The 16,503-nt window shown below is 69.9% G+C and carries 18 protein-coding genes and 2 pseudogenes; 5 read left to right on the top strand and 15 right to left on the bottom strand.

Annotation, left to right across the window (positions count from 1 at the left end; all coding sequences use genetic code 11):
• Nucleotides 1-39: 39 nt before the first annotated feature.
• On the bottom strand, nucleotides 40-498 hold the full coding sequence (locus QBL25_RS42445) for an SRPBCC family protein (protein WP_409062328.1): 459 nt from the start codon (nucleotides 496-498) through the stop codon (nucleotides 40-42).
• 91 nt (nucleotides 499-589) lie between these two features.
• Nucleotides 590-1,189, bottom strand: coding sequence for a GOLPH3/VPS74 family protein (locus QBL25_RS42440; protein ID WP_409062327.1), 600 nt, complete (start codon nucleotides 1,187-1,189; stop codon nucleotides 590-592).
• A gap of 287 nt (nucleotides 1,190-1,476) precedes the next feature.
• Between QBL25_RS42440 and QBL25_RS42435 the strand changes: the two genes are divergently transcribed.
• On the top strand, nucleotides 1,477-1,629 hold the full coding sequence (locus QBL25_RS42435; RefSeq protein ID WP_409062326.1) for a hypothetical protein: 153 nt from the start codon (nucleotides 1,477-1,479) through the stop codon (nucleotides 1,627-1,629).
• A 61-nt stretch (nucleotides 1,630-1,690) separates the two neighbouring features.
• Here QBL25_RS42435 and QBL25_RS42430 read toward each other — a convergent pair whose 3' ends face one another.
• A complete protein-coding gene (locus QBL25_RS42430; protein ID WP_409062325.1) occupies nucleotides 1,691-2,017 on the bottom strand; it encodes a helix-turn-helix domain-containing protein in 327 nt (108 codons plus the stop codon).
• A gap of 95 nt (nucleotides 2,018-2,112) precedes the next feature.
• Between QBL25_RS42430 and QBL25_RS42425 the strand changes: the two are divergent.
• Nucleotides 2,113-2,295: pseudogene (locus tag QBL25_RS42425) on the top strand (transcriptional regulator); the annotation flags it as partial.
• Between the two features lie 51 nt (nucleotides 2,296-2,346).
• On the opposite strand, the gene cutA reads toward QBL25_RS42425, so the two are convergent.
• The 5 genes from cutA to QBL25_RS42400 form a co-directional block, all read right to left on the bottom strand.
• Nucleotides 2,347-2,673 (bottom strand): divalent-cation tolerance protein CutA, encoded by a 327-nt coding sequence (gene cutA / locus QBL25_RS42420; RefSeq protein WP_409062324.1) that lies wholly within the window; start codon nucleotides 2,671-2,673, stop codon nucleotides 2,347-2,349.
• Nucleotides 2,674-2,884: 211 nt separating this feature from the next.
• Nucleotides 2,885-3,409 carry a hypothetical protein gene (locus QBL25_RS42415; protein ID WP_409062323.1) on the bottom strand — a complete coding sequence of 175 codons (525 nt, stop codon included), beginning with the start codon at nucleotides 3,407-3,409 and terminating at the stop codon, nucleotides 2,885-2,887.
• Nucleotides 3,406-3,951 carry a hypothetical protein gene (locus QBL25_RS42410; RefSeq protein ID WP_409062322.1) on the bottom strand — a complete coding sequence of 182 codons (546 nt, stop codon included), beginning with the start codon at nucleotides 3,949-3,951 and terminating at the stop codon, nucleotides 3,406-3,408. Before QBL25_RS42410 ends, QBL25_RS42415 begins: the two co-directional genes overlap by 4 nt.
• Nucleotides 3,936-4,409, bottom strand: a complete 474-nt coding sequence (locus QBL25_RS42405) for a hypothetical protein (RefSeq protein WP_409062321.1) — start codon at nucleotides 4,407-4,409, stop codon at nucleotides 3,936-3,938. The genes QBL25_RS42410 and QBL25_RS42405 overlap by 16 nt, the downstream gene beginning before the upstream one ends.
• An 84-nt stretch (nucleotides 4,410-4,493) precedes the next feature.
• On the bottom strand, nucleotides 4,494-4,940 hold the full coding sequence (locus tag QBL25_RS42400; protein WP_409062320.1) for a nucleotidyltransferase: 447 nt from the start codon (nucleotides 4,938-4,940) through the stop codon (nucleotides 4,494-4,496).
• Between the two features lie 372 nt (nucleotides 4,941-5,312).
• Here QBL25_RS42400 and QBL25_RS42395 point away from each other — a divergent pair.
• Nucleotides 5,313-5,468: pseudogene (locus tag QBL25_RS42395) on the top strand (transcriptional regulator); the annotation flags it as partial.
• Between the two features lie 56 nt (nucleotides 5,469-5,524).
• On the opposite strand, the gene QBL25_RS42390 reads toward QBL25_RS42395, so the two are convergent.
• The 5 genes from QBL25_RS42390 to QBL25_RS42370 form a co-directional block, all read right to left on the bottom strand.
• Nucleotides 5,525-6,904 (bottom strand): GH1 family beta-glucosidase, encoded by a 1,380-nt coding sequence (locus tag QBL25_RS42390; RefSeq protein WP_409062319.1) that lies wholly within the window; start codon nucleotides 6,902-6,904, stop codon nucleotides 5,525-5,527.
• Nucleotides 6,905-6,929: 25 nt separating this feature from the next.
• Nucleotides 6,930-7,784 (bottom strand): carbohydrate ABC transporter permease, encoded by an 855-nt coding sequence (locus tag QBL25_RS42385; protein WP_409062318.1) that lies wholly within the window; start codon nucleotides 7,782-7,784, stop codon nucleotides 6,930-6,932.
• 5 nt (nucleotides 7,785-7,789) lie between these two features.
• Nucleotides 7,790-8,749, bottom strand: a complete 960-nt coding sequence (locus tag QBL25_RS42380; protein WP_409062317.1) for a carbohydrate ABC transporter permease — start codon at nucleotides 8,747-8,749, stop codon at nucleotides 7,790-7,792.
• A 10-nt stretch (nucleotides 8,750-8,759) separates the two neighbouring features.
• Nucleotides 8,760-10,025 (bottom strand): ABC transporter substrate-binding protein, encoded by a 1,266-nt coding sequence (locus QBL25_RS42375; protein ID WP_409062316.1) that lies wholly within the window; start codon nucleotides 10,023-10,025, stop codon nucleotides 8,760-8,762.
• Between the two features lie 126 nt (nucleotides 10,026-10,151).
• A complete protein-coding gene (locus tag QBL25_RS42370; RefSeq protein ID WP_409062315.1) occupies nucleotides 10,152-10,448 on the bottom strand; it encodes a hypothetical protein in 297 nt (98 codons plus the stop codon).
• Between the two features lie 295 nt (nucleotides 10,449-10,743).
• On the opposite strand from QBL25_RS42370, the gene yicI reads away from it, so the two are divergent.
• Nucleotides 10,744-12,981, top strand: a complete 2,238-nt coding sequence (gene yicI / locus QBL25_RS42365) for an alpha-xylosidase (RefSeq protein ID WP_409062314.1) — start codon at nucleotides 10,744-10,746, stop codon at nucleotides 12,979-12,981.
• Nucleotides 12,982-13,001: 20 nt separating this feature from the next.
• Here the strand turns inward: yicI and QBL25_RS42360 are convergent, their stop codons facing one another.
• Nucleotides 13,002-13,373 (bottom strand): winged helix-turn-helix transcriptional regulator, encoded by a 372-nt coding sequence (locus QBL25_RS42360; protein WP_409062313.1) that lies wholly within the window; start codon nucleotides 13,371-13,373, stop codon nucleotides 13,002-13,004.
• Between the two features lie 92 nt (nucleotides 13,374-13,465).
• On the opposite strand from QBL25_RS42360, the gene QBL25_RS42355 reads away from it, so the two are divergent.
• Nucleotides 13,466-14,305 carry an SDR family oxidoreductase gene (locus QBL25_RS42355; RefSeq protein WP_409062312.1) on the top strand — a complete coding sequence of 280 codons (840 nt, stop codon included), beginning with the start codon at nucleotides 13,466-13,468 and terminating at the stop codon, nucleotides 14,303-14,305.
• Nucleotides 14,306-14,772: 467 nt separating this feature from the next.
• On the opposite strand, the gene QBL25_RS42350 is transcribed toward QBL25_RS42355, so the two are convergent.
• A complete protein-coding gene (locus QBL25_RS42350) occupies nucleotides 14,773-16,269 on the bottom strand; it encodes a HEAT repeat domain-containing protein (RefSeq protein ID WP_409062311.1) in 1,497 nt (498 codons plus the stop codon).
• Nucleotides 16,270-16,503: the final 234 nt, after the last annotated feature.

Genomic DNA, 16,503 nt, shown 5'->3' with positions numbered 1-16,503 from the left:
GCGCCGGTTCTCCCTCTTGCGGGGAGGCCGGCGCCGTCCTTAGACCGATGCCTCGGCGCACTGCGTCACATGCACATTGCGTGCCCCGATCAGCTTGCGCATGTAGCGGCCGAGCGCCACCGCCTCCACGCCCGCCCCCAGCAGACCGAAGGGCGCGGCGAATTCCACCACGTCACGCATCACCGTGCCCCCGCGCCCGTCCGGCGCGAAGTAGTGCGCGTGGTGCCACCGCTTGAACGGCCCGGCCACCTGCTCGTCCACGAAGCTCGCGGGCCGCTCGTAGGCACTGATGCGTGAGGTCATCCGCCACCGCATACCGAAGTGCCGGGCCTCCCAGGTCACGGTGTCACCGAGCGCCATGCGTCCGGCTCGGACCCCGCCGATGATCCGCTCGCCTGAGTCGGCCATGGACGCGGTGTGCAGATCGACGTCCAACGACAAATCGAAGACGGTCGCCGGCGGGGCGGCGATGTGCGTGATGGTCTCGAAACACTGCATGCGCGCATGCTTGCACGAGCGCCCGGAGCCGCCTTGCCCCGGCCCTTGAGCGCCCGCCCAGGCTGGAGTGGGTGCGTCCGCCGGTGTGTGATCACGGTCCGCGCCAGAGGTTGGCGAAAGCCGTGTTCTCGATGGCCCGCCTCTGCCGTACGGCCTCCAGCTCCATCACCGCGTCGTGGACGGCGGCCAGCACGGCCGTCACCGCCTGGTCTTCGGGGTCCGACTGGTCCTGGGATGGTTCGTCGTAGATGCCCACGGCCGCGGCGAGCGCGGCCAGAACGGGTTCCTTGTCGTTCCAGCGCCGGCCCGCACGGCGGCGCGCGGGCGTATCGACCGGTTCGACGCGTTCGGGACCGAAGGGCGACCGGCCGCCGCGCTGCGGCTTCAGCTCACCGCTCTCCTCCAGGGCGGCCTGATAGGCAGCCGCGAGGTCTCGGCCCCGGCGCCACAGCCAGTCCTCGACCGCTTCGTAAGGCGTCTGCCGGGTGAGTGCTTCCGCGGCCCGGGCCGTGAAGGGGTCCTCCAGCGCCGGCTGTCCGGCCGGAACGATGCGGTCGCCGTCCACGGAAGCCGCCCCCGCCCCGATGAGATCGATCAGCTCGGCTCCGGCGAGGGCGAGGGACAGGTCGCCTTGTCCCACGGACTGCTTCGGTTCCATGGCGATGATGAACAGGTCTTTCGCCGTGGTCATGAACGGCTCCCCTCAAAGACGTCAACAACGGTGCGGGCGCGCCGACCGGGCCCGCACCGGGGGGCCGGCCCGGAAGCCGGGCGACTGTCACCACCAGTATCGCCCCACCCGCACGGTTGCAGCCTTTTCACTCGGCTTCGCCGTGGAACCGAGGCACCTGGCAGGGAACCCCGGTGCACGCGCCGAACGGGTGCGGCCCGTAACGGGCCTGCTCAAGGCTCGTTTACGAGCCGCGGACGGCATACGTCCGCGGCCCATAAATCCGCTTTCTCTGCAGGAGGTGGCGTGTGCCCCTTGCCTATCTGGAGTCCGACGCCGATCGCTTGTTCGGTGCCGGCTGGCCGACCGTGCTGGCCCGGGAAACCGCAGGGGCCCTGCGCGACATGGGGACCGCCGCCCGTCGCGGCACGGGCCGCAGCCGGCTGCTCGCCCCGTACTGAATGGCGCGCCGCTTCGCGGGCGCGGCCACTCGGCCCCTGAACGGCACGGCCCTGGCGGGTTTCACCTTCGCCACCGGGCGTCACTGAACGGATCCAGCCGTCGTGCGTCTAGGACGCCGTCCAACACGAGGGGGAAGAGCACCTCCAGGGCCTTGGTCTTGCCGGATCCGTTGTGCCCGCGAAGCACCAGGCGACCGTCGGCGAAGACGAATTTCCCCAGGGTGTGGTCCGTTGGAACGTTCGCACCGTTCTCGTACCGGTTCACCTCCCGGCGGGTCACCGTTGCCCGGCCGGAGGCGGCGTTGATCGCACCGGCCTGCTCGTCCTGCGACCGATTCGCGTTACGCCGCAGGTGACGGAGCAACTCGGCAAATGGATCCACCGCCATGAGTCTGACCCCTATCCGTGGGAGAAAGCCGATCGCCCTCGGGACTGCAAAGCTCGCCCATGGCGGATCAGGGCCCACGCCTTGAGGGCCTCGGGGCGTCCGCCCTTCTGCGCGGCGGTGACGTAGATCGCGGGGCCTACGTAGCGCACCAGTTCGCCGCAGCGGTGGAGTCGAAGCCCAACACCATGGGCCGGCAGCGGGCTCAGGCCATCGCTGCCGGGCTCCCCGACACTGAGCATGACCTGGCCAGCCACCTGCTGACGTTCGCGACGCTGTGAAGCGTCGAAGCGCACAGGCTCGGTGAGAGTGAGGCGCTGTAGTGGGGGCCTTTACCCCGGGCGTGTCTCGTCGACGGCCCAGGACAGGTACGCCTCCGACCCTCCGGTCACAGGCAGCGTGACCCACTGGGGGACGTCGTACGGGTGCCTCTCGTGCAGCCATGCCTCTAGCGCGGGGAGGCGATCCGACGACGTCATGTAGGAGATCCGCCACTCCTGAGCCGCCTCGACCTTCCCCTGCCACCAGTAGAAGGCGGTGATGGGCGCATCGATGTGGACGCCCGCCGCCAGTTTGCTCTCAACAGCTCCTCTGGCGAGGGTCTTCGCCTGCTCCTCGTCGTCACTCGTCGTCTGCGCGATCACGATCTCGGGGTCCATGCGGCTACCTCTCCAGCTCGGATACCGCGACCCTATCCACTTGTCCGATGAAGGCGGGCGGGAGGTAGTTACCGGCAGGGCTTGGCGATTCATTGCGCAGCAGACAGCTCGGACGATCAGTTGTTCAATGTGTCGGGATCGATCGCATACGGGAACGTCGTTCATCAGCCCTCATGCGAAACCAGCGAGCCGTAGGGAACCGGATCGCGCATCAGGCCCGGAGTAGCTGGAGTCGCCTGAAAAGGCGCCGAAGTACGAACGCAGGGATCAGGCGTCGGAGCCCGAAGCGGTAGCCAAGGGCGCGCTCCAGCGTGGTGACGATGTGCTGTTGGTTCCCCACCCCGAAGCCGCCCAGGTTCATCTCGGCGGCGGCGGTGACAGGTGTGGCGTTCCAGGCATCGCAACAGGCCTGCTTGAAGGCAGCGTCGAGGTTGGTGAGGCAGTTGTCGAATACCTCACTGAGTACCGTACTCTCTGTCGCGATCCAGGCGCGGCTCTCTGCGAGGGTCTCCTGGAGGTCGTGTCCGGTGATTGCGAGCCTGCTCAGGACCTCGGGATCGTCGCTGGTGCGGCGGCGTATCCGGTAGGGGTACTCGATACGTGCGACCAGAACCTTCACCGCGGCGGCGTAGCGGTCTCGGCGGACGGTCGCTCCAGCGCGCAGTCCGGTCAGGATGTCTCCGAGGGCTCCCGCGACGACGGAGGAGCCCAGGACGAGCGCGAGGATCGTGATCACAGATGTGGATGCCGTTTCTGGTGCGGTGGAGGGTGCCGGGCCCATCGGCGAGCCTCCTGTTGTGTCTCGGCGGTACGCAGCGGGTGGGTGCCGTGGGCGGGTTGGCCATGTGGTGCGTCTTCGGCCGGCCAGGTGCCGGAGCGGCGCCAAGCCTCTTCGTAAAGCAGATGTCGGTGAACGAGAGTGATCAGCGCTTCCAGGCCGTCCTCGGGGATCCAGCGCAGGGTCGCGTCATCGCTGGGGTACTGCAGGCACAAGTCCCTTAGCGGCGGCGGGTTGCGGTGCTTGAAGGCACGGTCGGCCGAGTCGAGCGGGAAGGCGTGCACGGTGTAGTCGGGTCGGATGACGAGGCGGACACGTTCGGTGGGGTAGTTCTCGCGTTCCAGGGCGGGCAGCGGGCGCAAGGTGAGTTCGAGGAGCGCGGCTCCGGCCGGACCGATGCGGCCAGCCGCCTGCTCCACGCCGTAGACGGTATCGGCGTGGAGCAGGTGGTCGGCGGCTGCGCCGGGGTCGGCGAGCACCGCCTTCAGCGGGTACGCCATGACCGGGCCGGTCGCGTGGGCTGCTGCCCGCGCGGGGAGACGACGGCGCGTCCGGTGGAGGTGATGCTGCCGGCCGCCAGTGCGCGCAGCGCGTCGGTAGCGTTCTGGGACTCGGACTGTGGGAACGGGTCTCCGATCAAGGTGTGCCAGAGCTCGATGGCCGCAGCGTGCTGTCCGTCCTCTTCCAGACGTCGCGCCTCGGCCGCCCGTCGGGCGGTGGCGGCCAGCGTGGTGGCGTACGTATTGCGCTCGTCGATCGTCCACTCGGCGGTGAGGTCGTCAACACCGGTCGGGTCGAGCACCGGGTGGGTGACCGCCTGGGCGGCGTGAGCCAGGGTGGTGGCGAGGGCCTGGGAGTGCTCAAGCGGGCCGGTGACGGCCGCGTAGGCGAAGGCCTCCCACAGCAGCCCGCAGGTGTCGTCGAGGACAGGGTTGCCCTTCTTGAACGACTTCAGCATGCGGACCTGGTGGACGAACCGTCCGCCGGTGGCCTGGTTGCGGGTGCTGATGATCCGGTTGAGCGTACGGGTGTTGGACCACTCTCAGGTGTCGCTCTCCCTGTCGGCGATGTAGACGATCTCGCTGTCTTCAACGTCGAGCGCGGGGACCAGGTCGAAGGTGAAGTCCAGCTCGGCGAAGGTGACCTGGAGGGCGTGGGCAGGGGCGTCATCCACGTCGAAGAGGGCGTCGGGGTACTTCTCGGCGATGACCTCGCGGATGAGGCTCATCGCGTGGGCCGGGCCGCTGGGCTGACGCAGGGTCTTCTCCAGGCGCGGATGCATCCGGATGACCATGTCGACATCCTTGAGCGGCTTGAGCATCGTCTTGCGGGCGAAGCTGCCCTGCAGGAAGGTGGCGATGGCCAGGCTGGCGATCACCAGATGTTCGGTGATCTCGTTGTGCCGCTTCTGGGCGCTTTTGCGCTCGTGGCCATCGAGGTTGAGTTCCTCGTCGAAGGCATCGAAGGCGTTCGTGGTGCTGTCGTTCATCGTGCTGTCGTGCTCGTTTCTGCCGGCCGGGTAGATCGTGGTGCCCGGCGCCGGCTCCGGGGTCCCGTACGTGGTGAGGCGCCCGGGGTGGGTGCCTTCACTGGGGACAGACGACGTAACTCGGCAGTAGCGCGACGGGTGTGACGAGAGTTCAGTCGCAGTCGCGGCAGCGGCCGCTGGCGCCTTCGAACATGGCCGCCGGATGGACGACGAAGCAGGCCGTGCACTGGCGCTCGAACACCTTGCGGTCGCAGCTGCAGCGGTCGCAGTCGGGGCACGAGGCAGACTCGCAGCGGGCGCAGGCGCGGGCGGAGGAGGTGAAGTCCTCCCCGCAGTGTGCGCAGGTATAGCTGGCGGCCTCGGGGCCGTTGTATGACCGCCCGTGTGGTGTCGGGTCTGTGGACGCCGGGCAGCAAGCGGCTGCGGGCCTCGTCCTCGGCCGGGGATGCGGCGCGGGGTGCGGCCGCGCGCGTGGTGCGCGAGGTCCTGGCGGACCCGGCGGCGTATGTGCAGCGCGTGGCGGACTGACGTCGCCGTCCGGGCAGGGCCGGCGGTGCCGGTCCGCCGCGCGCCGCGGGGCGGTGTCAGCCCCGATGCGCCGCGATCAGCCGCCGGTACCAGTGGTAGCTGTCCTTCGGGGTGCGCCGCTGGGTGTCGTAGTCGACGCGTACGATCCCGAACCGCTTGGCGTAGCCCAGGGCCCATTCGAAGTTGTCCAGCAGCGACCAGACGTAGTAGCCGCGTACGTCCACGCCCTTGTCCATGGCGGCAAGCAGGGCCGTCAGGTGGCTGTGCAGATAGGCCACGCGGTCCGGGTCGTGGACGCTGCCGTCCTGGTCGACCACGTCGTGCTCGGCCGAGCCGTTCTCGGTGATGTGGATCGGCGGCAGGGCCGCGCCGTAGGTGTCCTTCAGCGCGGTCAGCAGGTCGGTGAAGGATTCGGGCACGACGGGCCAGTTCATGGCCGTGCGCCGCACGTCGGGGTAGGCCACTTCCTGGTAGCGGTTGTCGGTGGCGACGCGGAGGGCGGGGTCGGGCTCGCGGTGGGGGGCGTCGGCGACCACGATCGGCCGGTAGTAGTTGACGCCGAGGAAGTCCAGCGGCTGGGCGATGAGGTCCAGGTCACCCTCCCGGCGGAAGTCCTGGCCGCTGATCAGCTCGCCCCAGGTGTCGTGTTCGGTGGCCGGGTAGCGGCCGGCGAGGATCGGCTCGGTCCACACCAGGTTGTGCTGGGTGTCGGCGCGCAGGGCGGCCGCGCGGTCGGCGGGCGTGTCGTGGGCGGGCACGTTGCGGTCGAGGTTGAGGGTGATGCCGGCTTCCTGGACGCCGGCCGCGCGCAGGGCCTTCATCGCCAGGCCGTGGCCGACGAGCAGGTGGTGGGCGGCGGCCAGGGCGCCGGTCCCCTCCTGGGCGCCGGGTGCGTGGCGGCCGACGGAGTAGCCGAGGAACGCGCTGCACCACGGCTCGTTGAGGGTGATCCAGCGGGGTACGCGGTCGGCGAGGTGCTCGGCGGCGATCTGCGCGTACTCGCCGAAGCGTTCGGCGGTCTCACGCACGCGCCAGCCGCCCCGGTCTTCCAGGGCCTGGGGCAGGTCCCAGTGGTAGAGGGTGGCGGCCGGTTCGATGCCCGCTTCGAGGAGTTGGTCGACGAGCCGGGAGTAGAAGTCCAGGCCCTTGGCGTGGGCGGGGCCGGATCCGGTGGGCTGGATGCGGGGCCAGGCGAGGGAGAAGCGGTAGGAGTCGACCCCCAGGTCGCGCAGCAGGGCCACGTCTTCGGGGTAGCGGTGGTAGTGGTCGCAGGCCACGTCGCCGGTGTCGCCGCCGTCGACGCGGCCGGGGGTGTGGCAGTAGGTGTCCCAGATGGAGGGGCCGCGGCCGTCCTCGTGGGCGGCGCCCTCGATCTGGTAGGCGGCGGTGGCGGCGCCGAAGACGAAGCCGGCGGGGAAGACGGGCAAGTCACTCATGGATGGCCTTACGTGGCGTACGTGGTTACTTGACGGATCCGCCGGTGATGCCGGCGGCGATGTATTTCTGGGCGAGGACGAGCAGCGCCGCCGCGGGGATCGCGGACAGGACGGATGCGGCCATGACGGAGCCCCAGTCGCCGACGTGGGCGCCGATGTACTGGTAGATGCCGAGGGTGACCGGCTTGACGTCGTCGGTGGTGTTGAGCGTGAGCGCGAACATGAAGTCGCTCCACGCGTACAGGAAGGAGAAGAGCCCCGCGGTGATCAGGGAGTTGCGGCTCATGGGGAGCACGACCTGTACGAAGGTGCGCAGCCGGCCCGCGCCGTCGACCTCGGCGGCCTCGATGACCTCGTGGGGGATGGCCACCATGAAGGAGCGCATCAGGACGATGGCGAAGGGGATGCCGAGTGAGGCGTCGGCGAGCATGAGGCCGAAGTAGGAGTTGACCAGGCCGAGATCGACGTACGCGCTGTAGAGCGCGTTGGCGATGACGATGCCCGGCACCATCTGGGTGATGAGCGTGCCGAAGACGATGGTGCGGGTGCCGCGCAGGCGGAACTGGGCCAGGCCGTAGGCGGCGGGGGCGGCGATGGCCAGGCAGATGGTGACGGCGCCGAAGGCGACGGCGAGCGAGGTCAGCAGGTGGCCGCCCTGTTCGCGGATCGCGGAGGTGAACCCGGACAGGTCCAGCCCGTGCGGGAGGGGCGAGACCTCCAGGAGGCCGGAGGCGGGTTGCAGGGCGGTGTTGAGCATCCAGTACAGCGGGAAGAGCATCGCGCACAGGATGAGGACGCCGACGGTGGTGGTGCCCCAGCGGCGCTGTGCCCTGGCGGGTGTCCGGGTGGCGGGCGTCTTGGTGACGGTGGTGGTCGCCATGGCGGTCACTTCCCCTCGGTGCGGTTGGCCCGCAGGTAGAACACCGCGAAGACGGCGGAGATCAGGATCAGGACGTTGCCGACGACGGCGCCCGCGCCGAAGTCCAGCTGCACGAAGGAGTTCTGGTAGGTCAAGGTGCCCAGGGTCTGGGTGGCGTCGGCGGGGCCGCCGTCGGTCAGGGCGAGGATCAGGTCGAGGATCTTGACCGTCGACATGAAGCCGAGGACCAGCACCACGGTGATGACCGGTTTGAGCAGCGGCAGGGTGATCGAGCGGAACGTGCGCCAGGCGGACGCGCCGTCCAGGGACGCGGCCTCGTACAGCTCCTTCGGGACCTCTTGGAGGCCCCCGTACAGGATCACCATGTTGAAGGGGATGCCGATCCAGACGTTCACCAGGATGACGGAGAACAGGGCCATGCCGGGGCTGGTCAGCCAGGGTGTGGCGCCGCCCAGGCCGAGGGTGTCGAGGAAGGAGTTGAGCACGCCGGTGTCCTGGTCCAGGATGCGGCGCCACACGATGCCCGAGACGACCATCGGGACGAGCCAGGGCAGCAGGATCAGCGAGCGCAGGACGCCGTTGAGCGGGAATTTCTTGGTGAAGAAGACGGCGAGCGCGAGGCCGATGCCGAACTGGCCGATCAGGGAGCCGAGGGTGAAGACGACGGTGTGCCACAGCGCCTTGCCGAACAGGTCGTCCTGGAAGACCGTGCTCCAGTTGTCGGTGCCGTTGAAGGGGGCCTTGCCGTCGAAGAAGGTGGACGGCGAGTAGTCCTGGAAGCTCATCAGGACGTTGCGCACGAGCGGGTAGCCGAAGAACAGCGCCATGAAGATGACCGCGGGCGCGATGAATCCCCACTGGGAGAGCCGGCGGCGGCGCCGGGCGCGGGCCGGGTCGGGCTTCTTGACGGTGGCCGTGGGCCGGTCGTGGCCCGGCGTGGTGGCGGTGGCTGTGGTGGTCGCCATGTTCGTCACGTCACTTCCCGCTCGTGGCGCGCTGTTGGGCACGCTGCAGCGCGGCCTCGCTGGATTGCCCGGTGAGGGCGGACTGGAAGGCGCTCTGCAGGGCCAGCGACACCGACGACCAGCGCGCGCCGACCTTGGCCGTGCGTGAGCGTGCGGTGGCCACCTGGTCGGCCAGGGCGTCGAGTTCGGGCACTTCCTTGCGCCAGACGGCGGCGGCCTTCTGGTTGGCCGGGACCATCCAGCTGTTGCGCGCGTAGGTGATCTGCTCCTGCTCGCCTGCCATACAGCCGACGATCTTCGCGGCGGTCTTCTCGCGCGCGCCGTCACCGGTCTTGGGCACGGTCAGCACGGCGCCGCCGAGCGGGCCGACGGACTTGTCCCCCGCCCGCGGCACGGGGATCCGGGCGATGCCCCAGTCCAGGTTCTTCTTGGTGTTGAGGGTTTCGACCTGCCACGGACCGTTGATCATCATGGCGGCGTTGCCCGCCATGAACTGGTCGTTGACGTCGGCCTGGGTCCAGTTGACGGTCGACTTGGACAGCGAGCCGTCCTTGATCAGGCCCTTCCAGTAGTCGAGTGCCTGGGCCACCGGCTTGCTGGCCAGGTGCGACTCGTCGCCGCCGTTGGACCACATGAACGGCGTGAACTGGAAGACGCCGTCCTCCGCGCCACCGGCGCTCAGGGCGATGCCGTACCGGCCGCCCTGGGTGAGCTTCTGGGCGGACCGGCGCATCTCGGCCCAGGTGGTGGGTACTTCGAGGCCCGCCTTGCGCAAGGTGTCCTTGTTGTAGAAGAGGGCGAGGGTGTTCACCGTGCGCGCGGCTCCGTAGTAGGTGCCCTGGTAGGAGCCGAAGTCGACGATGCCGCGCGGGATGTCCTGGGTGGACAGGCCCAGCGTGCGCAGGTCGATCAGGCCGCCGGCCTCGGCGAACGTCGGCATCTCGGAGGCGTCGAACTGGATGACGTCGGGCAGGGACTTCGACGAGGCCATGCGCAGGGACTTCGTCATGACCTGCGCGGCGGGCACGCTCTGCTGCTCGATGGTGATGCCGAGCCGCTTGCTGCAGCGCGCGAGGGTGGCCGCGTCCCAGCCGTGATACGAGTCGTCGGTCGACGAGTTGAGGACGGTGTAGACGTCGTCGTCGCGCTGCTGGCCGCATCCGGTGAGCGCCGCGGTGGCCACGAGTGCGAAGACGACGGTGAGCGGGACCGTCGTCCGCCGGCCGGCGCGGCGGCGCCTGACCCGCGCGCGCTGCGGTATGTGTGCTGCTGTCACGGTGGTTGCCCTTGCCTGAGAGGGGTGGCCGGTCCGGTGGGACGCCCGTGTCCCGCCGGGGGTGTGCGCAGGTTTCCGTACGGCTCCGGCCGTGGCCGTACGGGCTTGATCGCGGGGCCGTGGGGGTCAGCGCGCGCCGAGCAGGTGTTCCGTACGCAACCGCTTGGCGGTGGCCTCGCGCTCGGCGTCGCAGGAGCCGGAGGGGGCCAGGCCGTCGTCGTGGAACGCCATGCCGTACCCCCCGAGTCCGGCGCGCCGGTGCGCGGAATCGACCGGGTCCGGTGCCGGGCGGGTGGCGTCGCCGGCGGGGCGGTCGCCTCGCCAACCGGCGGTCCGCAGACCCCGCGTGAAGGTGTGTTCGGGGGTGGGGGTGAAGCGGTCGGACATGGGGCGGCCCTTTGCTGCGGGTTTGTTTTCTGACATGACTAATACGCGACCAAGCGCTTCGACGCTAGACCCTGAACACGACTTCATGACCCGCAAAGGTCGCGCCAACTGGGATCACCGCGAATCGAAGCGCTTCCGCGACTGAGCCGAGAATCGCCCCTTGCCGTTTTGTTTTCCGTACGGTCAAATGGCACGGCAGCCGCCCCCTCCTTCAAGATCGCAAGCCGGTTGAGGGATCCCACGCCTCCGGCCCGGCGTCGCCACCGGCCGGGCACCTACGACGGCCTCCCCGCGACCCGAACCGCCGCCCCGCACCACCCTGAGGAAGATCATGAAGTTCACCGACGGCTTCTGGCTCATGCGCGACGGGGTCCAGGCCTCGTACGCGACCGAGGTCCGCAGTGTCCGAGCCGGCGCCGACCGCTTCACCGCCCACGCCGCGACCAAGCGCGTCGAGCGCCGCGGCGACACCCTCAACTCCCCCCTGCTGACCGTCGACTGCTTCTCCCCCGCCGAGGGCGTCATCGGCGTCCGCACCACCCACCTGGCGGGCACGCGCCGCCCCGGCCCGGACTTCGCCCTGCCGGGCGCCGACAGCGGAGCCGGCCAAATACGCCACGACGGCGACGTGATCGAGCTGACCAGCGGCCCCCTCACCGCGCGCCTGGACCAAGCCGCCCCCTGGGCCCTGTCGTTCTGTGACGCGGAGGGCCGGGAGCTGACATCCGCGGGCCGCAAGGGCACGGCCTTTTTCACCACCGGCGACGGCGCGCACCACATGGCCGGACGGCTGGCGCTCGGCGTCGGCGAACAGGTCTACGGCCTGGGCGAACGCTTCACGCCGTTCGTCAAGAACGGCCAGGTCGTGGACATGTGGCAGGCCGACGGCGGCACCAGCAGCGAACAGGCCTACAAAAACGTCCCGTTCAGCCTGCACGTCTCCCCCGCCGGCGCCTGGGGCGTGTTCGTCAACCACCCCGGCAAGGTCAGCTACGAGATCGGCTCGGAGGCGGTGGGCCAGATGCAGTTCAGCGTCGAGGACCAGACGCTGGAGTACTACGTCGTCGCGGGCCCGACGCCCAAAGACGTCCTGCGCCGTTACACCGCGCTCACCGGCCGCCCGGCGCTGCCGCCCGCATGGTCCTTCGGCCTGTGGCTCACCACCTCGTTCACCACGCAGTACGACGAGGCGACGGTGACGTCCTTCGTCGACGGCATGGCCCAGCGCGACATCCCGCTGAGCGTCTTCCACTTCGACTGCTTCTGGATGCGCGAATACCAGTGGTCGGACTTCACGTGGGATCCGGACGTCTTCCCCGACCCCGAGGACATGCTGGCCCGGCTCAAGGAGCGGGGCCTGAAGATCTCCGTGTGGATCAACCCGTACATCGCGCAGAAGTCCGCCCTGTTCGACGAAGCCGCCACCGCCGGGTACCTGGTGAAGCGGGCCAACGGCGACATCTGGCAGTGGGACCTGTGGCAGGCGGGCATGGGGCTCGTCGACTTCACGAACCCCGACGCCTGCGCCTGGTTCCAGGCGAAGCTGAAGGTGCTGCTCGACCAGGGCGTCGACTGCTTCAAGACCGACTTCGGCGAGCGCATCCCCACCGACGTGGCATGGCACGACGGCTCCGACCCGCAGCGCATGCACAACTACTACACGCACCTGTACAACCGCACCGTCTTCGAACTCCTGGAGAAGGAACGCGGGACGGGCGAGGCGGTGCTGTTCGCGCGCTCGGCGACGGCGGGCGGCCAGCAGTACCCGGTGCACTGGGGCGGCGACTGCTGGTCGTCGTTCGGCGCGATGGCGGAGTCGCTGCGCGGTGGCCTGTCACTGTCGTTGTCGGGGTTCGGCTTCTGGTCCCACGACATCGGCGGCTTCGAAGGCACTCCGGACCCGGCGGTCTTCAAGCGCTGGCTCGCCTTTGGCCTGCTCTCCTCCCACAGCCGCCTGCACGGCTCCAGCTCCTACCGGGTGCCGTGGGCGTTCGGGGACGAAGCCGTCGACGTGACGCGGCGTTTCACGCGGCTCAAGCACCGGCTCATGCCCTATCTGTACGGGGCTGCCGCCGATGCCCACCACACCGGTGTGCCGCTGATGCGGCCCCTGCTCCTGGAATTCCCCCAGGACCCCACCGCCCGTGGCCTGGACCGGCAGTACATGCTCGGCCCCGATCTCCTGGTCGCCCCCGTGTTCACCGCCGAGGGAGACGTCGAGTACTACCTGCCCGAGGGGACCTGGACCCACCTCCTGACCGGCGAACACGTCCAAGGCCCGCTCTGGCGCCGCGAGAAGCACGGCTTCGACAGCCTGCCCCTGTACGTCCGCCCGGGAGCGGTCCTGCCGCTCGGCTCCGACACACAACGGCCCGACGGGGACTGGCTCGACGGCCTCGCCCTGCTCGTCACCCCGGACGCGCACCGGGTGACGGTCACCGTCCCCGACCACGCCGGTCGCCCTGCCGCCGCTTACCGGCTGACGCGCGACGCGCGCGACGGGACGGTGACCATCACCCCGCCGGACGGGCACAGCGCGCCACGCTTGGTGGGATCGGCCGAGCTGTGAAAGCCGCCGTACGCGGGGCGCTATCCCCGAGCGGGTGAGGGCAGCCGTCGTGTGATCCGGTCGAACAAGTCCGTCAGCGGCTCACCCACGTCGTGGCCGAACTCGGTCAGTCCGTAGGTGACCTGGGGTGGCGTCGTCGGCTCCACGTTCCGCCACACCAGTTGGTCCTGGACCAGCGCACGCAGGGTCTGAGCGAGCATCTTCTCGCTGATGCCCTGGATGCTGTCACGCAGCTCGTAGAACCGGAGGTCGTTGCTGCGCAAGGAGATCAGCACCCAGACGCCCCATCTGCTGGTCACGTGGTCGACCACGTCCCGGGCGGGGCAGTCGGTGTGAAACACCTCATACGCTCGCCCCGCCTCGGCCTGCGTCACCTGCGCGCCTTCCTCCATGTCCGGAGCTTACCTACAGGTATGTCCTTACGAAAAGTAAGTCCCGCTCCTAACGTCACTCACCGCAGTGCGCAACGGACTTGGAGCTGAACATGATCGTGGTGACCGGGGCTACCGGAAATGTGGGCCGGCCTTTGACGCAGGCCCTGATCGAGGCGGGCGAGCAGGTGACGGCGGTCTCGCGACACCCGGCGCCGGTGCCGCACGGCGTGCGGCACGTGACGGCCGACCTGACCGAGCCAAGTGGCCTCCTGCCCACGCTGGATGGGGCGAAGGCCCTGTTCCTGCTGCTCTCCGGCGACCTGCACGCCCCTCAATCCCGACCGGCCGACGTCATCGCCCTGGCCGCGGCCAGCGGGGTCCGCCGTGTCGTCCTGCTGTCTTCGCAGGGCGTGGCGACCAGGCCGCTCGGTCCCTCGCGGATCGCGATGCGCGCAGTGGAGGACGCGTTGCGCCAATCAGGCCTGGACTGGGCCGTCCTGCGGCCGGGCGGCTTCGCCTCCAACGCCTTGGCCTGGGCCGAGACCGTCCGCACGCAGGGCACGGTCTGCGCACCCTTCGGCGATGTGGGGGTGCCGGTCATCGACCCGGCGGACATCGCCGAGGTCGCGGCGGCCTGCCTGCTGGACGAGCGGCACACCGGCCGGACGTACGAGCTGACCGGACCGGAGGTGATCACTCCACGTCAGCAGGCGGAGGCGATCGCCGCCGCACTCGGCTCGCCCCTAGGGTTCCATGAACTCACCCGCGAGGAAGCCAAGGCCGCGATGACCCGGTTCGTGCCGGCGGAACTCGCCGACGACACCTTGGACATCCTCTCCGCCCCGCACCCGGCCGAACTCCGGATCAGCCCGGACGTGGAACAGGTCCTCGGCCGCCCCCCGCTCCCCTTCAGCGACTGGGTCGCCCGCAACATCGCCGTCTTCCGCTGAGCCACAGCTCCACCGAATCACCCGGGCAGTCTCGTGCGCCCACCACCGCACGAGACTGCCCCGCAGTGGCTTCGCCACGGTCCGCACCCTGAAGCGGCAGCACTGAAGGGGAGCACGGAGTACGCGTGAGCGCACCCCCAGCCCTGGGCCTGAACGCCGCATCGGGCGCGGCGGGCCGGGGCAGGCTGGGGGTGCGCTCACGCGCCCGATTTCGATGGCAGGGGCCGCCCGGTGTTACGCGTCCACTTCACGGCCGAAGACCTCGCCCGGACCCGGGTGGCCGCAACGATCGGCGTCGCTGCGGGGGTCTTCTACAGCCTGGAACAGCTGAGACAGAACCGGGAACCCGGCGACCATCCGGCGCAGGGTCGCCGGGAAGAGGATCGCCTCCCCCGCCACCACCCGTACCGCCTCGGCGATCTGCGGGACCGGAAGCGATGCACTCCTCGGTGCCCGCGCCGGCCTCGTCAGTGGTGTCGGACCTCGTCAAGGGCGCGCAGCGCTTCGGCCGCCGCCTCGCGGACGTAATCGGAAGGGTCCGCGACCAGGGCGGCGAGCCGCTCGCGCAGCTGCTCCTCGTCCGAAGGGCGCAGGCCCGTCTCCCCCACCCAGTGGGCCACCCCCTTCGCGGCGACCCGGCGCACCCACATGTGCGCGTCGTCCAGGTGCCGCACGAAGATCGGCAGATCGTGCGGGGTGCCGGTGTCCGTCGCGTTGTGCGGGTCCAGCAACTCCAGCGCGGCCGATCGGACCGAGGAGGACGGGGTCTGGTCCACCAGTTTCCGTAGACCCGGCAGGGCTTCCGCCAGGCCCGTGAGGACCCTGGCGGTCACCAGGACCAGGGTGGCGTCGCGGCCGAGACGATCCACCAGGGCCCGGGCGACCGCCGTGCGTTCCCACGGCCGGAAGCCGGTGTCCGCCATGGCGTCCAGGCCGCGCAGCGCGCCCTCGTACACCTCGGGCGCGGCATGGTCCAGCAAGGGGAGCAGCAGCCACACGGCGTCCCATCTGCCCACCTTGCCGTAGGCCGTTGCTGCTGCCGCGAGCGGGCGGACGGCCGTGGTCGGGTCGATGAGCACGGCCCGCAGGAGCCTGGCGGCGCTTTTGTCGCCGATGCACCCCAGGGCGTCGGCCGCCGAAGACCCCGCCCGCTCGTGCCTCAACCAGCGCGAGGCCGGGCCCCGCAGCCGTTCGTCGCCCGATCGCCCGAGCAGGAAGAGCAGTTGGGAGACCATCACCGGGTCCCGCTCCGCCTCCAGAGCGGCGAACAGCGCGTCCTGCGTCTCGGGGCGGCGCACGCGTGACAGTCGGAATGCCAGGGCGCAGCGCACCTCGGTCGAGGGGCCGCCGGTCAGTTCTTTCAGCAACGACGGCAGCAGCCGTTCGGCGTGCTGGTCCGGCACCATGCACAGGGCGTGCACGCGGGCGGCGTCCGCACCCCACTGGGCCGTGCGGACCAGCTCCGCCTCGACCTCCGGATCCTTGTCGAACATGAAGACCAAGGCCCGCGCCCGGCCCCACACGCCATGGGCCGGATCGCCCAACAGCCGGACGAGCGCGGCGACATCACCGGGCACGCCCAGCTCCAGCAGCGCCTCCAGGGCATTGATGCGCAGGTGGTGGTCAGGATCTCCGAGCAGTCGCGCATAGGCGTCCACGACCTCGCGATCGCGCAGCCCGAGCCGGACGGACGCCAACGAGGCCTTCCTGCGCACCCACGGATCGACGTCGTTCATCAGCGCGGACAGCGTGTGCGCTGCGCCCGCACGGACCCCCAGCCTGCCCAGGCCCACCGCCGCGCCTTCCCGCACCTCGGGCGCCGGGTCGTCGGCTGCCCGCACGAGCACCGCGGCGTGCTCGGCGTCGCCGAGTTTGCCCAGACCCTTCGCCGCCGCTGCTCGCCGCCAGGTGTCGCCCGTTTCCAGCTCCCTCAGGAAGAAGGCAATCTGATGATCTGCCGTCATGTGCACCCCCGCGAAGTAAGACCGCCGAACCGGCAGGAGGTTGCATGGGCAAGCCTGTGCCATTCGTCCGGGGGCGTGTAGTTCTTCAACTCTCCTTTTTTGAGCGGTGATTCGGTGGCCTGGCTCCGAGAGCCCCGCGGCCCGGGCCGGATCAGGGGCCGTGGCCCGCTCGTCGGAGCCGGTGCAACCGGCTCGCCAAGACCGTCCCGGTGCAGGGCGACCGTACGGAGGAGG

It is taken from the genome of Streptomyces sp. SYP-A7185 (assembly GCF_046103685.1).
GTDB lineage: Bacteria > Actinomycetota > Actinomycetes > Streptomycetales > Streptomycetaceae > Streptomyces.
The sequence above is the reverse complement of the archived record's forward strand: the minus strand, read 5'-3'. Positions and strand labels throughout refer to the sequence as shown.

What these genes read in the sequence shown, in the direction of transcription:
- QBL25_RS42445 (WP_409062328.1), bottom strand. Translation starts at nt 498, where the DNA reads ATGCAGTGTTTCGAGACCATCACGCACATCGCCGCCCCGCCGGCGACC.
- QBL25_RS42440 (WP_409062327.1), bottom strand. Translation starts at nt 1,189, where the DNA reads ATGACCACGGCGAAAGACCTGTTCATCATCGCCATGGAACCGAAGCAG.
- QBL25_RS42430 (WP_409062325.1), bottom strand. Translation starts at nt 2,017, where the DNA reads ATGGCGGTGGATCCATTTGCCGAGTTGCTCCGTCACCTGCGGCGTAAC.
- cutA (WP_409062324.1), bottom strand. Translation starts at nt 2,673, where the DNA reads ATGGACCCCGAGATCGTGATCGCGCAGACGACGAGTGACGACGAGGAG.
- QBL25_RS42410 (WP_409062322.1), bottom strand. Translation starts at nt 3,951, where the DNA reads ATGGCGTACCCGCTGAAGGCGGTGCTCGCCGACCCCGGCGCAGCCGCC.
- QBL25_RS42405 (WP_409062321.1), bottom strand. Translation starts at nt 4,409, where the DNA reads ATGCTGAAGTCGTTCAAGAAGGGCAACCCTGTCCTCGACGACACCTGC.
- QBL25_RS42400 (WP_409062320.1), bottom strand. Translation starts at nt 4,940, where the DNA reads ATGAACGACAGCACCACGAACGCCTTCGATGCCTTCGACGAGGAACTC.
- QBL25_RS42390 (WP_409062319.1), bottom strand. Translation starts at nt 6,904, where the DNA reads ATGAGTGACTTGCCCGTCTTCCCCGCCGGCTTCGTCTTCGGCGCCGCC.
- QBL25_RS42385 (WP_409062318.1), bottom strand. Translation starts at nt 7,784, where the DNA reads ATGGCGACCACCACCGTCACCAAGACGCCCGCCACCCGGACACCCGCC.
- QBL25_RS42380 (WP_409062317.1), bottom strand. Translation starts at nt 8,749, where the DNA reads ATGGCGACCACCACAGCCACCGCCACCACGCCGGGCCACGACCGGCCC.
- QBL25_RS42370 (WP_409062315.1), bottom strand. Translation starts at nt 10,448, where the DNA reads ATGTCAGAAAACAAACCCGCAGCAAAGGGCCGCCCCATGTCCGACCGC.
- yicI (WP_409062314.1), top strand. Translation starts at nt 10,744, where the DNA reads ATGAAGTTCACCGACGGCTTCTGGCTCATGCGCGACGGGGTCCAGGCC.
- QBL25_RS42360 (WP_409062313.1), bottom strand. Translation starts at nt 13,373, where the DNA reads ATGGAGGAAGGCGCGCAGGTGACGCAGGCCGAGGCGGGGCGAGCGTAT.
- QBL25_RS42355 (WP_409062312.1), top strand. Translation starts at nt 13,466, where the DNA reads ATGATCGTGGTGACCGGGGCTACCGGAAATGTGGGCCGGCCTTTGACG.
- QBL25_RS42350 (WP_409062311.1), bottom strand. Translation starts at nt 16,269, where the DNA reads ATGACGGCAGATCATCAGATTGCCTTCTTCCTGAGGGAGCTGGAAACG.